The organism is Gallibacterium genomosp. 1 (assembly GCF_000771875.1).
Taxonomy (GTDB): domain Bacteria; phylum Pseudomonadota; class Gammaproteobacteria; order Enterobacterales; family Pasteurellaceae; genus Gallibacterium.
The window spans coordinates 97,630-111,847 of the sequence record NZ_JPXX01000021.1; the positions used below are offsets into that span (position 1 = coordinate 97,630).

Annotated in this window: 13 protein-coding genes and 5 tRNA genes; 6 read left to right on the forward strand and 12 right to left on the reverse strand. The window is 38.2% G+C overall.

Annotation, left to right across the window (positions count from 1 at the left end; translation table 11 throughout):
* Positions 1 to 101: 101 nt before the first annotated feature.
* The 8 genes from slyD to JP36_RS07890 all read right to left on the reverse strand — a co-directional run bounded on the left by slyD (position 102) and on the right by JP36_RS07890 (position 6,742).
* Positions 102 to 668, reverse strand: a complete 567-nt coding sequence (gene slyD / locus JP36_RS07855) for a peptidylprolyl isomerase (RefSeq protein ID WP_039173660.1) — start codon at positions 666 to 668, stop codon at positions 102 to 104.
* Between the two features lie 48 nt (positions 669 to 716).
* Positions 717 to 1,442 (reverse strand): SIMPL domain-containing protein, encoded by a 726-nt coding sequence (locus tag JP36_RS07860; protein ID WP_052119471.1) that lies wholly within the window; start codon positions 1,440 to 1,442, stop codon positions 717 to 719.
* Between the two features lie 41 nt (positions 1,443 to 1,483).
* Positions 1,484 to 2,026 (reverse strand): DUF1523 family protein, encoded by a 543-nt coding sequence (locus JP36_RS07865; RefSeq protein ID WP_039133786.1) that lies wholly within the window; start codon positions 2,024 to 2,026, stop codon positions 1,484 to 1,486.
* A gap of 45 nt (positions 2,027 to 2,071) precedes the next feature.
* Positions 2,072 to 2,857 (reverse strand): YchF/TatD family DNA exonuclease, encoded by a 786-nt coding sequence (locus tag JP36_RS07870; RefSeq protein WP_039173662.1) that lies wholly within the window; start codon positions 2,855 to 2,857, stop codon positions 2,072 to 2,074.
* Positions 2,858 to 2,860: 3 nt separating this feature from the next.
* Positions 2,861 to 3,859: a DNA polymerase III subunit delta' gene (holB, locus tag JP36_RS07875; protein ID WP_039173664.1), complete on the reverse strand. Its 999-nt coding sequence runs from the start codon at positions 3,857 to 3,859 to the stop codon at positions 2,861 to 2,863.
* Complete coding sequence (tmk, locus tag JP36_RS07880) at positions 3,838 to 4,470, reverse strand: dTMP kinase (protein WP_039173666.1); 633 nt, start codon at positions 4,468 to 4,470, stop codon at positions 3,838 to 3,840. Before tmk ends, holB begins: the two co-directional genes overlap by 22 nt.
* Positions 4,467 to 5,516, reverse strand: coding sequence for an endolytic transglycosylase MltG (mltG, locus tag JP36_RS07885; protein WP_039173668.1), 1,050 nt, complete (start codon positions 5,514 to 5,516; stop codon positions 4,467 to 4,469). Before mltG ends, tmk begins: the two co-directional genes overlap by 4 nt.
* A gap of 110 nt (positions 5,517 to 5,626) precedes the next feature.
* Complete coding sequence (locus JP36_RS07890) at positions 5,627 to 6,742, reverse strand: methionine biosynthesis PLP-dependent protein (RefSeq protein WP_039173670.1); 1,116 nt, start codon at positions 6,740 to 6,742, stop codon at positions 5,627 to 5,629.
* A 265-nt stretch (positions 6,743 to 7,007) separates the two neighbouring features.
* Here JP36_RS07890 and JP36_RS07895 point away from each other — a divergent pair.
* The 5 genes from JP36_RS07895 to JP36_RS07915 all read left to right on the forward strand — a co-directional run bounded on the left by JP36_RS07895 (position 7,008) and on the right by JP36_RS07915 (position 7,442).
* A tRNA-Gly gene (locus JP36_RS07895) sits at positions 7,008 to 7,083 on the forward strand.
* Between the two features lie 2 nt (positions 7,084 to 7,085).
* Positions 7,086 to 7,172, forward strand: a tRNA-Leu gene (locus JP36_RS07900).
* Positions 7,173 to 7,183: 11 nt separating this feature from the next.
* A tRNA-Gly gene (locus tag JP36_RS07905) sits at positions 7,184 to 7,259 on the forward strand.
* Positions 7,260 to 7,265: 6 nt separating this feature from the next.
* Positions 7,266 to 7,339: transfer RNA gene (locus JP36_RS07910), tRNA-Cys, on the forward strand.
* A 16-nt stretch (positions 7,340 to 7,355) separates the two neighbouring features.
* A tRNA-Leu gene (locus JP36_RS07915) sits at positions 7,356 to 7,442 on the forward strand.
* A gap of 437 nt (positions 7,443 to 7,879) precedes the next feature.
* On the opposite strand, the gene JP36_RS07920 is transcribed toward JP36_RS07915, so the two are convergent.
* The 4 genes from JP36_RS07920 to pntA form a co-directional block, all read right to left on the reverse strand.
* Complete coding sequence (locus tag JP36_RS07920) at positions 7,880 to 8,473, reverse strand: hypothetical protein (RefSeq protein WP_039173672.1); 594 nt, start codon at positions 8,471 to 8,473, stop codon at positions 7,880 to 7,882.
* A 105-nt stretch (positions 8,474 to 8,578) separates the two neighbouring features.
* Entirely contained in the window at positions 8,579 to 9,406 is an 828-nt protein-coding gene (gene dapD / locus JP36_RS07925) for a 2,3,4,5-tetrahydropyridine-2,6-dicarboxylate N-succinyltransferase (protein ID WP_039173674.1), read from the reverse strand.
* Between the two features lie 239 nt (positions 9,407 to 9,645).
* Positions 9,646 to 11,019, reverse strand: a complete 1,374-nt coding sequence (gene pntB, locus JP36_RS07930) for a Re/Si-specific NAD(P)(+) transhydrogenase subunit beta (RefSeq protein ID WP_039173677.1) — start codon at positions 11,017 to 11,019, stop codon at positions 9,646 to 9,648.
* 10 nt (positions 11,020 to 11,029) lie between these two features.
* Positions 11,030 to 12,562: a Re/Si-specific NAD(P)(+) transhydrogenase subunit alpha gene (gene pntA / locus JP36_RS07935; RefSeq protein WP_039173679.1), complete on the reverse strand. Its 1,533-nt coding sequence runs from the start codon at positions 12,560 to 12,562 to the stop codon at positions 11,030 to 11,032.
* A gap of 442 nt (positions 12,563 to 13,004) precedes the next feature.
* Here pntA and tyrS point away from each other — a divergent pair, with 442 nt between their 5' ends.
* On the forward strand, positions 13,005 to 14,192 hold the full coding sequence (gene tyrS / locus JP36_RS07940; RefSeq protein WP_039173681.1) for a tyrosine--tRNA ligase: 1,188 nt from the start codon (positions 13,005 to 13,007) through the stop codon (positions 14,190 to 14,192).
* Positions 14,193 to 14,218: the final 26 nt, after the last annotated feature.

The following is a 14,218-nucleotide window of genomic DNA, read 5'->3' on the forward strand; positions in this document are numbered from 1 at the left end:
CTTCAATTAAAAATCACTATCTATTATCCACGCTGCTTTTTAACCAATAAAAAAGCCTGATATCGAAAATATCAGGCTTACTCCAAAATTCCATCTCTCGCTTAGTGGTGATGATGCCCACCGCAGCCACAGCCACCGTGTCCACCTCCGCAGCAGCCATCTTCATCATCGTGATGATGATGTCCTCCGCAACACCCCTCACCTTCTTGATGTAAATGACCATGTGCAATCTCTTCTGCTGTAGCTTCACGCACAGAAACAACTTCAACAGTGAATAATAAAGTTTGACCGGCAAGCATATGGTTACCATCAACTACTACATCTTCGTCCGTTACTTCAGTAATAACAACCGGTAATGGTCCGATGTCAGTGTCAGCAATAAAACGCATTCCCGCCTGTAACTCATCAACACCGTGGAACACATCTTTCGGCACACGTTGCACTAAATTGTCATTATATTCACCATAACCCTCTTGTGGTGATACTTTCACGTCAAATTTTTCACCAACTTCTTTGCCTTCCAATGCATTTTCTAAGCCGATAACAAGATTATTGTGACCTTGTAAATAAAGTAACGGTTGATTCGCAGGTGCTTCATCTACTAACACACCATCTTCAGTACGAACTTGATATGCAATACCTACTACGTAATTTTTTGCAACTTTCATTAATTTCTCCAATTATTTAGGGATAAAGTGCGGATTGTAACGGAATTTCTACTTTTCCGATAGAGCAATAACAACATTTGCCTCAATCGATAATTGAGATTCCCCCGGTGTAAAACTAACAGCATTACCATCTTCCTGTATTTCAGCAACTTTAGCCATACGCAAAGGCGCTGCTCTCATCATATAATCAACATTATTTTGGTCGATATTCATATTAATAATTCGATATTGATTGTAATGTAATCCAGATTTGATTAATTCCGCCTGTTGCTGTACCTGTGTCAACAATGACTGCAATAACTTATCTCGTTGCTGTTTTTGCAATTCAGTAGAAACAAAAAATTTGGTTGACTGTACAAGGAAATCTTTCGGTAAATCCGAAACAAATTGTGCAATTTCACTAAAACTATTACTTTCTAACACTAAATTCGCTTTTAACGTCCAACTTGCCACTTTGCCTTTTTGATCATAATTAGCGTAACTTTGTCGTTGATTATTGGATAATTTAATATTTTTATATTGTTTTATTTTAGTGACCGCCTTTTCTACCCGCTCCTCAATTTCCTGAGAACTTTTCGCCGAAAGATGCTCTCCGGTGAGTTGAGTGCTGATAATTAACTGAACTTTATCTTGAGGAACAACCGTTTCAGCTGAAACCCTAAAACTGACTTTTAATGTTTCTTCACTATTAGTCGGCTCCGCTTTTACCGGCGAAGCTACCATCATTAAACAACAAACAAAACCTGAAAAATAGTGAATAAATGTTTTTTTCATATGACTCCTTTAGAAAATAACAAAACAATTAAAAAGCTAGTCTATTCGCTGTCAAACCAACCACGAATAAACTGAATAGATAAAAATAATGTTACTAACAATATGACATATAAGATATAGCTCACAATTGGTTTTGAAGCAGTAGCATCCTGCGCAACCTCTTTAATCGAAACGACATTACTGAACTCATCAAACATTGTGATACGCCACCCATAATATTTTACTTCAACCAATTTACGCTCGTTAGCAAAGCCCTGAGCTTTAGCTTGCAAATTAGCTGAATCAAACTTGAAGTAGAAAGGAAACCCCCATCGAGTGTCTTCATTACGATACACCATCACTTTATCTGTTTTGGGGTCTTGTGTATAAATATAATAAACATCACGTGTTGGTCCATCTGCCGGATTAGATTTAGTAATCGGACCATCCTTATCAACACGTTTGACTTCAACGCCCGTCACTTCTTTGATTGCATAACTTGGAAAGGTATAATTTACTCCTGCAGCCAAAATCAAATGCACACATAACGTAACTAATAGGAAAAACCAAAAGAAAAAACGGCGTAATGTAGAATGCTGAGCCATAATTATTTCCTCATTTCATAGATAACATTGCTTTATCCTAGCATATTATTGTGACAAATTAACGCCAAATAAGTTGCTAAAATTATTAGTAGTGATCTGGGCTAACTCTTCAACGGAAACACCTTTTAAGGTTGCAACATATTCACACACCTCTCTGACATAAGCAGGCTGATTTTGTTTACCACGATATGGCACCGGCGCAAGATAAGGGGAATCCGTTTCTACTAGAAGACGTTCAAGCGGCACGTGACGGATCACTTGACGAATATCTTCTGCATTTCTAAAGGTGATAATACCGGAAACAGAAATATAAAAACCTAATGCTAATGCCTGCTCCGCAAACCATTGATTTTCAGTAAAACAGTGGATTACACCACCACAACGTTCAGCATGCTGTTCCTGCAATAAACGAATAGTATCTTCTCCAGCAGAACGGGTATGAATAATCACCGGTTTCTTAAATTCATTAGCAATATCAATCTGCTGTGCGAAACAATCTTGTTGCTGCTGCTTATTATCCGCACTGTAATAGTAATCTAAACCGATCTCACCTACCGCCACCACTTCAGGCAAGGCAATAATCTCTCTCAATTTGGCACTATCAAATACCTCTTCACCAATATCCAACGGATGTATACCACAAGAATAGGAAATATCATTACGATGCGATAACTGCTGTTGTAGCTGGTGAAAGCGAGAAATACCTACGCCAATTGCCAAGCAGTGTTTCACATCACGCTGTTTCGCTTTTTCCAACACCTCATCCACATTTTTATGTAAAGCTTCATAATCTAATGCGTCTAAATGACAATGGGAATCTACAATAAACATTTTTTAACCTTCAAATACCTGTTCTATCATTTTAATTAATCCATCTGTAATAATCAGTTCCTGATTTACACCATTAATCGACATTAAATCTGCGCGCATTTGCCGAACAATTAGCAATGCACGATAAATTTTTAATGTCGGTACTGCTTGCGCAAATGCGATAATCCCAGATTGCAAATCCCGACATAACCAATTTTGATAAATATGCAAACTGCATTTCAAAGTATCTAATAAAAATGATTCCAACCAATTAAGCTGTGTAACTGATTGTTCTGTTTCAAAATAGGGCAACAATATAAGTAAATTTTTATTGCGATAAAATTTCCAAAATTGTCGTAAAAAAGCGAGTCGTTGCGCAATTTCCCCTTTTTCTAAACTGATTTTAGCAGCGAATGGACGTTGATAATTCATCAACAAAGCTGTTTTCATTTGTTCAAGATCGGAAAAACCTTGCTGTTGCAACCAATCTATTCCTTGTTGCATTGTCGGTAATGGCAATGCCCATTGCTGACAACGACTCTGAATCGTTGCCAATACACGATGTTCAACATTAGTTTGCAAAATAAAATAGCAATCTTCTGTCGGCTCTTCTAATGTTTTCAACAATGCGTTAGCAGCAGCTTCCGTAAGCTGTTCTATTCCTTGTAAATAAACCACTTTTGATGTTTGCTGTTGACTGCGACGAGATAGCTTATCCGCCACTTCACGAATCGTATCAACGCTGATTTTTTTGCCTTCTTCACTATGAATAAAATAAAAATCGGGATGAGAATGATGCAAAAAAAGTTGACATTGACGACAATGCCCACAAGCTTCTTGTGGTTGTTTATCTTCACACAACAACCATTGAGCTAAGGCAAAACAAAATTGCTCAGCTCCATTATTATCGGCACTGCGAATTAACAGTGCGTGATGTCCGTAACCAGCTAAAAATGCTTGTATAATTTGTTGATAAATCGGAAATACCCAAGGTAAATCCACTATTTTTGTTGTTGAAACCATTGTGTAATTGCTTTTCTAAGTTGTTCATTTACCTTTGAAAAATCTAAATTGGCATTAATAGTAATACTCTTCTCATCATCATTAACCAGTTGCAAATAGCGTTGACGAGTACGTTGGAAAAAATCTATCTGCTGCTGTTCAATACGATCCAACTCACCTCGGCTACGCGCTCTTGCTAATCCGATTTCAGGCTCAACATCCAAATAGAGCGTTAAATCTGGTGTAAAATCACCTAGTACCGCCTTTTTTAAGGTCATCAACAAATTAATGTCCAAACCACGTCCACCACCTTGATAGGCTTGTGATGATAAATCGTGTCGATCACCAATGACCCATTTACCTTGTTCCAATGCTGGTTTAATCACATTTTCCACCAATTGAACTCGAGCAGCATAAAGCATCAATAATTCTGCTTTATCGGTAATAACTTCATCACCTTCGCCCTGCTTGATTAATTGACGTAATTTCTCCGCCAGTGGTGTGCCACCCGGTTCACGCGTGAATACGAACTCCTTTATACCTAGTTCTTTCAGTACAGCCACTACGGTCTCTCTTGCACTGGTTTTTCCCGCACCCTCCAAACCTTCCAGTACGATAAATTTTGCTATCATTCTTTATTTCCTTGCTGCGCTTTCCAATTTCGATACCAACGTAAATATTGCTGTACCGCACGATTATGTTCATTTAATGAACGACTAAATTTGTGTCCGCCACTACCGTCAGCAACAAAATAGAGATAATCTGTATCCGCCGGATTTGCCGCTGCTTCCAACGATGATTTATCCGGCATTGCAATCGGTGTAGGCGGTAAACCATCAATAACATAGGTATTATATGGCGTTGTTGCATTCAAATCCTGCTTACGGATATTGCCTTGATAATGTTCGCCCATTCCGTAAATCACGGTCGGATCAGTCTGCAATTTAATACCTCGTTTTAATCTATTGACAAAAACAGAGGCAATTTGTGGACGTTCCGACACAATAGAACTCTCTTTTTCAATAATTGAAGCTAAAATTAACAGCTCATATTCTGATTTTAACGGCAATGATTTATCTCGTTGTTCCCACGCCTGTTGCAATGTTTTTTGCATTTTATCTGCAGCGCGTTTTAACAGGGCAAGATCGGTTGAATTTGCAGTGTAATAATAGGTGTCAGGATAAAGCCAACCTTCAAGTTTACCTACTTTCACTGCCTCTTTCGGCAAGCCCAAAAGCTGATAAATTTCAGCTTCATTCTTATCTTTTAAATTGTGTTGAAGATACGGAGCTGCTGCCAAAGCTGCTTTCCACTGTTGAAATGTCGTTCCTTCCGGTAACGTTAAAGAAAATTGAACCTCTTTTCCACTGTGTATCAATGACAATAATTGCTCAAGATTATTGATATTCTTAAGAGAAAATGTGCCGGCTTTCAAAGTATATTCCGGATGTAGCTTAAATAGATAAGGCAAACCCCAAATCTTTTTGTCGATTAAACCTTGCTGCAATAACAATTCGGAAAATTGCTTACTACTCGTCCCTTTCTCAATCGTTAATAACTGCTCCGGCTGATGTGAAATCGGTAATGTCAATAACTGAATGAGATGACGATAAATCAATGTTGCCGCTACAGCTACACTAATGATTAAAACCAATAAAAAGATAAGAAATTTTTTCATTCGACTAAATAATGCTTTTAAAAAGGAGCTAAGTTTAGCATAAAATCATTTTGAATAAGACCAAGAGAACATTTAAAAAATAGCACACGCTAAGATGTGCTATTGAGAATCTATTTTTTTGCTGCCTGTAACGCTTGTAGAATATCCGATTTAATATCTTCAATATTCTCTAGACCAACTGAAAAACGTAATAAGCGGTTGCACACGCCACGCACAACTCTCTCCTCTTCAGGAATATCCATATGCGTTTGTGTTGCCGGATAAGTAATAAAACTTTCTGTACCGCCCAAACTCTCAGCAAAAGTAATTAATTTTAATGCTTTTAAAAATGGCACTACCCATTTTTCTTCACGCAATCGAAAAGAGAGCATTCCGCCTTTATTCGGATAAAGCACATCGGTAACATCATCCAAGTCATTTAAAAATTTTGCTATTTGTCTCGCATTTTGTTGGTGGCGCTCAACACGTAATGATAGTGTTTTTAACCCCCTGATGGTTAAATAACAATCAAATGGAGCCAACACAGCACCAGCACCATTTTGCATATAATAAAGACGATCACAAAGTTCCTGTCCTTTTGCTACAATCAACCCAGCCAACACATCATTATGCCCAGCGATATATTTAGTTGCACTGTGAATAACAATATCCGCACCATGCTCAATCGGTCTAAACAATACAGGTGTTAAAAAAGTGTTATCCACAATCAGTAACAAATTATGTGCTTTTGCCAATTTAGCAATGGCGGAAACATCGCACTCTTCCATCAATGGATTGGATGGTGTTTCCACAAAAATCGCTTTTGTATTTGATGTAATTGCCGCTTCGATTGCTTCCAAAGAGGCTGTATTAACGTAAACCGGTTTAACTCCGTGATTATTTTTGTAACAAAAATCCAATAAACGATACGTGCCACCATAAACATCACTAGAAATAATCCACTCATCCGGGCTAGTAAACAGGCTCATAATCAGTTGAATAGCCGCCATACCTGATGAACAGGCAAAACCACGATCGCCTTGCTCTAAACGTGCAATACCATCTTCCAATACTTGGCGAGTCGGATTTTTAGTTCTGATATAGTCGAAATTATCTTTGGCAATGCCTTTAATATCGGTATGACCAAATGCAGTTGAAAGATGAATCGGGGTTGCAACAGCGCCGGTTGTAGCATCAGTACGATTACCAAGCTGTACTAATAAGGTGTCTATTGATTGTTGTGCCATAATGATTCCTAACAAAATTTAAAATATTTTTATATCAAACTCATCATTCTTGCATAAACAGCTATGACAGAAAAGGGATTCTATGTAAATCATCAAATTATTCACATTTATGGGTAAAAAAACGGCATTAATTTTTAATCCTTAATTAATAAGTTTCTTTTTTCATCAATCAGACAAGAAATTAAAAATAATCGTTTGACAAAAAAATTCAATTCCGTAAAATGCGCCTCGTTGATTAGCGATGCTGTTAGCATAATTAATCTAAGCGGGAATAGCTCAGTTGGTAGAGCACGACCTTGCCAAGGTCGGGGTCGCGAGTTCGAGCCTCGTTTCCCGCTCCAATGCCCGGGTGGTGGAATCGGTAGACACAAGGGATTTAAAATCCCTCGGCTTTCGAGCTGTGCGAGTTCAAGTCTCGCCCCGGGCACCATTTAATAATAAGCGGGAATAGCTCAGTTGGTAGAGCACGACCTTGCCAAGGTCGGGGTCGCGAGTTCGAGCCTCGTTTCCCGCTCCAATAAATGGCGTGTTAGCAGAGAGGTTATGCACCGGATTGCAAATCCGTGGAGCTCGGTTCGATTCCGGGACACGCCTCCATAAAACATAAATATTCGCCCGGGTGGTGGAATCGGTAGACACAAGGGATTTAAAATCCCTCGGCTTTCGGGCTGTGCGAGTTCAAGTCTCGCCCCGGGCACCATTTATATCCTTTCAAATCAATATCTTATATTTTCCATTTATAACGTTACTTTATTAATTTTTCTCTTGGTGGCTGTTTGGTGGCTGTAAAACCAAAATTTTTTTCTCGAAAAAATAGCTATTTTTTTGGTGGCTGTTTTGGTGGCTGTTGTGACAAAAACAGATGTCACATTTATCATTTTTTCACCAATTTCCCACGTAAAATCGCCCTTTTTCTTTATTCATCATAGTGATAGCCGAAAATTTACTTTATTTTTCATTTTCCCAAACTGAAAACCGCTGTAATTTACTGAAAAATTTCAGTTAAGATCATTTTAATGCGATCTGTTTCACTACAAGAATAACAAATAATATCTTTATTTCACCAACTGTTACAAAAAAAGCTGATACTTTAGGATATCAGCTTTTCATCAATAAGAACTAATAACAGTCAATGTATTATTTATTTTCGCTTTTTAATTCTTCTGCTTTATCAGCTACTGCTTTTGCAGCATCTTCAACTTTCTCTACCGCTGCATCTTTCGCATCAATTACAGCTTCTTTAGCCGCATCTACTTTTTCTGCTGTAGCCTGTTTTGCTTCTTCAACTTTCGCTGCCGCTGCATCTTTTGCATCAATTACAGCTTCTTTAGTCGCATCTACTTTTTCTGCTGTAGCCTGTTTTGCATCCTCAACTTTCTCTGCTGCTGCATCTTTTACATCAATTACAGCTTCTTTAGTCGCATCTACTTTTTCTGCTGTGGCCTGTTTTGCTTCTTCAACTTTCTCTGCTGCTGCATCTTTCGCATCAATTACAGCTTCTTTAGTCGCATCTACTTTTTCTGCTGTAGCCTCTTTTGCTTCTTCAACTTTCGCTGTTGCTGCATCTTTTGCATCATTTACAGCTTCTTTAACATCATTTGCAGCTTGTTTTACATCTTCCACAGCTTTTGTAGCAACATTAGCCGCAGATTCTTTAGTATCTTTATCAAAACAACCTGTTAAAGCCAAAGAGGCACTTAAGACTAATGTAGCTAATAGTGTTTTTTTCATTACCAATTCCTTCTTGAGTTAATTACAGGGTAATCCATTAGGATTTATTAAAAATAAGCCTGCTTTTTATAAGCGACTTTCTACTAGACAACAATTTTTAGAGCATTACTCATCAATTGTTCTTAATAATTCATTGATTCCTACTTTTCCACGTGTCTTTTCATCAACCTTCTTCACAATTACTGCACAATATAAGCTATGTGAGCCATCTTTGCTCGGCAAACTACCAGAAACTACAACCGAACCTGCTGGCACACGACCATAATGGATCTCACCGGTTTCACGATCATAAATTTTGGTACTTTGACCAATAAACACACCCATCGAAATGACAGAACCTTCTTCGACAATTACACCCTCCACAATTTCAGATCTTGCACCAATAAAGCAGTTATCTTCAATAATAGTTGGATTTGCCTGCAATGGTTCCAATACACCACCGATTCCAACACCACCGGATAAATGAACATTTTTACCAATTTGTGCACAAGAACCAACTGTTGCCCAAGTATCAACCATTGTTCCTTCATCTACATAAGCGCCGATATTGACGTAAGACGGCATCAATACCGTATTTTTAGCAATAAATGCACCTTGACGTACTGCTGCCGGAGGAACAACTCGGAAACCTTCTTGTTTAAAACGTTCTTCATCGTAATTCGCAAATTTCATCGGTACTTTATCGTAGTATTTTGTTTCAGCACCATCAACAATCTGATTATCATTAATACGGAAAGAGAGTAACACGGCTTTCTTTAACCACTGATTAACCACCCACTCACCATTCACTTTTTCAGCAACACGACGTTTACCTTTATCAAGATCTTGGATAACCTCTTCTACTGCGGCTCTTGTTACTGCATCCACTGTAGTTGGCGTAATTCCAGCACGTCTTTCAAACGCTTCTTCAATAATTTGTTGTAAATTTGACATAGTTTTCCCTATCAATAATTCCAAAAAAGAAGGCTAGTTTTATCATATTTTGCCGTTAAGCAAAAGATATTTCTAAAATCACTTGTTTATTAAATAGACTTTAGAAAATATCCGATTTCTAAATTTAATAAAGAATAAATCACCATTGTTCCTTTATCTTATTTACATAATCCAGACAAAAACGACAAAATAAAAAAGGGTTACCATTTCAGTAACCCTTTGATTTATTAATATTTAAACTAATTTAATGCTTTAAGGATATTATCCACACTCTCCTTCGCATCACCAAACAACATCTGTGTATTTTCTTTAAAGAATAGTGGATTTTGTACACCTGCATAGCCAGTATTCATTGAACGTTTAAACACCACAACATTTTGTGCTTTCCACACTTCCAATACCGGCATACCTGCGATTGGGCTGCTAGGATCATCCTGTGCGGCTGGGTTTACTGTATCATTTGCCCCAATAACCAACACAACATCGGTATCAGCAAAATCATCATTGATTTCATCCATTTCCAATACAATGTCATAAGGCACTTTAGCTTCCGCTAATAATACATTCATATGACCAGGCAAACGACCTGCAACCGGATGAATACCGAAGCGGACATTGATACCTTTTTCACGCAATTTTTGGGTAATATCCGCCACCGGATATTGCGCTTGCGCTACTGCCATTCCATATCCTGGAGTGATGATAACGGAACTCGCATTTTTCAACATTTCCGCTACTTCTTCCGCTTTCACTTCACGATATTCGCCCTGTTCTTCATCGCTTTTCGCAACAACATCATTACCAAAACCGCCAGCAATAACACTGATAAATGAACGATTCATCGCCTTACACATAATGTAAGAAAGAATTGCCCCTGAAGAACCAACTAATGCTCCGGTAACAATCAGTAAATCATTATTTAGCATAAAGCCTGCCGCCGCCGCTGCCCATCCAGAGTAGGAGTTCAACATTGAAACCACAACTGGCATATCTGCACCGCCAATTGAAGCAACTAAATGCCAACCAAACACCAATGCAATGATAGTCATTAATATCAATGGTAACAATGCAGGTTCATTCAAGAAGCAGAGCATTAAAAGGAAAGAAACAATTAATGCAAGCAAGTTTAATTTATGACGATGTGGCAACATCAATGCTTTAGATTTGATGATTCCACGTAATTTACCAAATGCAACGATAGAACCGGTAAAAGTTACCGCTCCGATAAAGACGCCTAGGAAAACTTCAATATTATGAATATTTTCTAGCGTTGGATCGGTTAGTTCGTGAGATAAATAACTATTAAAGCCAACAAGTACTGCCGCTAAACCAACAAAGCTATGCAATAACGCAACTAACTCCGGCATTTCTGTCATTTCAACTTTTAATGCTTTACGAATACCGAGTATAGCGCCAATAATCATCGCAATGATGATCCAAAATTGTCCGTGAGTATGTGGGCCGAATACTGTTGTAAATAGCGCAATTGTCATCCCGATAATACCGTACCAACAACCAGCTTTCGCAGTTTCGTGTTTAGACAACCCTGCCAAACTCATAATAAACAATACTGCAGCAATGATATAGGCTGCATGCACAAAACTTTCAGACATTATTGACTCCTTAACCTTTTCTGAACATTGCCAACATTCTTTGTGTTACTTTGAAGCCACCAAAGATATTAATGCTTGCAACCAAAATCGCAATAAACGCTAATAGACTGACAATAAAATGTCCGTGCCCGATTTGTAACAACGCCCCAACGATAATAATACCGGAAATTGCATTAGTTACCGCCATTAATGGAGTATGTAAGGCATGACTGACATTCCACACCACATAGTAACCAACAACACAAGAAAGCACGAATACTGTAAAATGAGATAAAAATGCTGCCGGAGCAACCGAAGCCACACACATATATAGAACGATAGCAGTAATCAATAATCCCCATTTACGTACCGGATTTGCCGTTTTTTCCTCTGTTTTTTCTTCTTTCACTACCGCTTTCGGTTTTTGCGGTTGTGCAGAAACTTTTATTGGAGGAGCTGGCCACGTGATTTCACCATCACGAATAACGGTAACGCCACGTTGAACTACATCTTCAAAATCAATATTGATGATGCCGTTTTTCTCTTTGCACAAGAGTTTCAATAAATTAACTAAGTTAGTGCCATAAAGCTGAGAGGATTGGGTTGGCAAACGACTTGGTAAATCGGTATAACCGATAATTTTGACTTGATTTTCTGTAATAACCACTTCATCTGCTTTAGAAAGTTCACAGTTACCGCCGGTAGCCGCCGCCAAATCGACAATCACACTACCCGGTTTCATACTTTCAACCATCTCTTTTGTAATCAAGCGTGGCGCAGGTTTGCCTGGAATCAATGCTGTAGTAATGATAATATCAACTTCTTTAGCCTGTTCCGCATAAAGTGCCATTGCACGACGGTTAAACTCTTCTGACATCACTTTGGCATAACCATCACCACTGCCTCCCTCTTCCTGATAATTAATTTCAAGGAAAGAGGCTCCCATACTTTCAACCTGTTCTTTTACTTCAGGACGAGAGTCAAATGCACGAACGATTGCACCAAGGCTATTAGCCGCTCCGATTGCTGCCAATCCGGCAACGCCGGCACCGATAACCAATACTTTTGCCGGTGGCACTTTACCTGCGGCTGTGATTTGACCAGTAAAGAAACTACCAAACTCGTGCGCTGCCTCCACAACCGCACGATAACCAGCGATATTTGCCATTGAACTCAATGCATCCAATGATTGTGCACGAGAAATACGCGGCACCGCATCCATTGCTAGCACATTAATTTTTTTGCTAGACAATTTTTTCATTAAATCAGGATGTTGTGCAGGCCAAATAAAGCTAATTAGCGTTGCACCTTCTTTGATCTTTGCAATTTCATCATCTGTTGGTGGATTAACTTTTAAAATGATGTCTGCTTGCCAAACATCATCGGCTTTCCCGATCTTCGCTCCTGCTTCAGCAAAAGCGTGATCTTCAAAACTTGCTTTAAAACCGGCATTTTGCTCAATAATCACATCAAAACCGAGCTTTTTAAGCTGTTGGACGGTTTTAGGCGTTGCCGCTACGCGACATTCTTTATCGAGCAGCTCCTTAGGTACACCAATTAGCATAATTATTCCTTAAAAATCAGCTCATTATTCATCAGGATAAGTGCTTATCCTCCCATAAATTGATCTTAATATGTCTAAGATCAAGCCGATTAACTGTATCACTAAATTAAGAAAAAAGGGCAATTTTTTAATAAAAAAAAAAGCAATTTTTCAGATAGCTGAATAATAAGTTACATCATTTTGATAACTCATTAACAACCTGATTTCGTTCTATTATTCATTGCAAATGTAAATATTTGTAATTTCTATTTTATTGAGAATTATTTTCATTTATATTTATAGCATAAATTTTGATAATCACTCCAACACTTTGCCTCTTTTACCCACAAAAAGAGGCTTTTTTTTTCTAAAGCACAGCTATTTCCTCTTGTATGCTTTCTATTTAATAAATAACCTTTATAATGGAAAAGTCGTTATTTTTATTTATTTTTTAGGGACTGTTATGACAGATATAAATCAAGTTCTCGCGGAATTAAAGCGCGGCGTAGATGAAGTACTTTCAGAAGAAGATCTTATTGAAAAACTTAAGGAAAATCGTCCATTAAAAATTAAACTTGGCGCAGACCCAACAGCACCAGACATCCACCTCGGCCACACTGTCGTATTGAATAAATTACGACAATTCCAACAATTAGGTCACGAAGTTTATTTCTTAATCGGTGATTTTACCGGTATGGTCGGCGACCCTTCCGGTAAGAATACAACCCGTCCACCACTTACGCGTGAAGATGTATTACGCAATGCGGAAACCTATAAACAACAAATTTATAAAATTTTGGATCCAGAAAAAACCCATGTTGTCTTCAACTCATCTTGGTTAGGCGAACTTGGTACAGAAGGAATGATTCGCTTAGCTTCTCAATATACCGTTGCACGTATGTTGGAACGCGATGACTTCAAAAAACGTTTTTCCAATCATCAATCTATCGCCATCCACGAATTTATTTACCCTTTATTGCAAGGTTATGATTCTGTTGCTTTAGAAGCAGATGTTGAACTTGGCGGAACCGACCAGAAATTCAATTTATTGGTTGGTCGTGAATTACAAAAAGCTCGTGGTTTAAAACCACAAGTGGCAATTACTCTCCCTCTTTTGGAAGGACTTGACGGTGAGAAAAAAATGTCAAAATCTTTAGGTAACTATATCGGAGTTTCCGAAACACCTAATGATATGTTTGGCAAAGTGATGTCAATTTCCGATGAATTGATGTGGCGTTGGTATGATCTACTCTCTTTCCGTTCATTAGAAGAAATTGCTCAATTAAAACAAGATGTTGAAAATGGTCGCAACCCACGTGATGTAAAAATTTTATTAGCGAAAGAGTTAATCGAACGTTTCCACGATAAAGCGGCAGCGGATGCAGCGGAACAAACCTTCATTGAACGCTTCCAAAAAGGTGCAATGCCGGATGAAATGCCTGAATTTACTTTTGAAGGTGAAATGCTTATTGCCAATCTATTAAAAGAATCGGATTTGGTCTCTTCAACATCAGAAGCATTACGTATGATTAAACAGGGAGGCGTAAAAATTGATGGCGAAAAAGTAGAAGATAGCAAACTTATTATTTCTGCTTCTACTGCTGTTTACCAAGTGGGTAAGCGTAAATTTGCTAAAGTCACCATTAAATAAATTTTATTAATAGTCCGACTTTCCCT

What these genes read in the sequence shown, in the direction of transcription:
- slyD (WP_039173660.1), bottom strand. Translation starts at nt 668, where the DNA reads ATGAAAGTTGCAAAAAATTACGTAGTAGGTATTGCATATCAAGTTCGT.
- JP36_RS07860 (WP_052119471.1), bottom strand. Translation starts at nt 1,442, where the DNA reads ATGAAAAAAACATTTATTCACTATTTTTCAGGTTTTGTTTGTTGTTTA.
- JP36_RS07865 (WP_039133786.1), bottom strand. Translation starts at nt 2,026, where the DNA reads ATGGCTCAGCATTCTACATTACGCCGTTTTTTCTTTTGGTTTTTCCTA.
- JP36_RS07870 (WP_039173662.1), bottom strand. Translation starts at nt 2,857, where the DNA reads ATGTTTATTGTAGATTCCCATTGTCATTTAGACGCATTAGATTATGAA.
- holB (WP_039173664.1), bottom strand. Translation starts at nt 3,859, where the DNA reads ATGGTTTCAACAACAAAAATAGTGGATTTACCTTGGGTATTTCCGATT.
- tmk (WP_039173666.1), bottom strand. Translation starts at nt 4,470, where the DNA reads ATGATAGCAAAATTTATCGTACTGGAAGGTTTGGAGGGTGCGGGAAAA.
- mltG (WP_039173668.1), bottom strand. Translation starts at nt 5,516, where the DNA reads ATGAAAAAATTTCTTATCTTTTTATTGGTTTTAATCATTAGTGTAGCT.
- JP36_RS07890 (WP_039173670.1), bottom strand. Translation starts at nt 6,742, where the DNA reads ATGGCACAACAATCAATAGACACCTTATTAGTACAGCTTGGTAATCGT.
- JP36_RS07920 (WP_039173672.1), bottom strand. Translation starts at nt 8,473, where the DNA reads ATGAAAAAAACACTATTAGCTACATTAGTCTTAAGTGCCTCTTTGGCT.
- dapD (WP_039173674.1), bottom strand. Translation starts at nt 9,406, where the DNA reads ATGTCAAATTTACAACAAATTATTGAAGAAGCGTTTGAAAGACGTGCT.
- pntB (WP_039173677.1), bottom strand. Translation starts at nt 11,019, where the DNA reads ATGTCTGAAAGTTTTGTGCATGCAGCCTATATCATTGCTGCAGTATTG.
- pntA (WP_039173679.1), bottom strand. Translation starts at nt 12,562, where the DNA reads ATGCTAATTGGTGTACCTAAGGAGCTGCTCGATAAAGAATGTCGCGTA.
- tyrS (WP_039173681.1), top strand. Translation starts at nt 13,005, where the DNA reads ATGACAGATATAAATCAAGTTCTCGCGGAATTAAAGCGCGGCGTAGAT.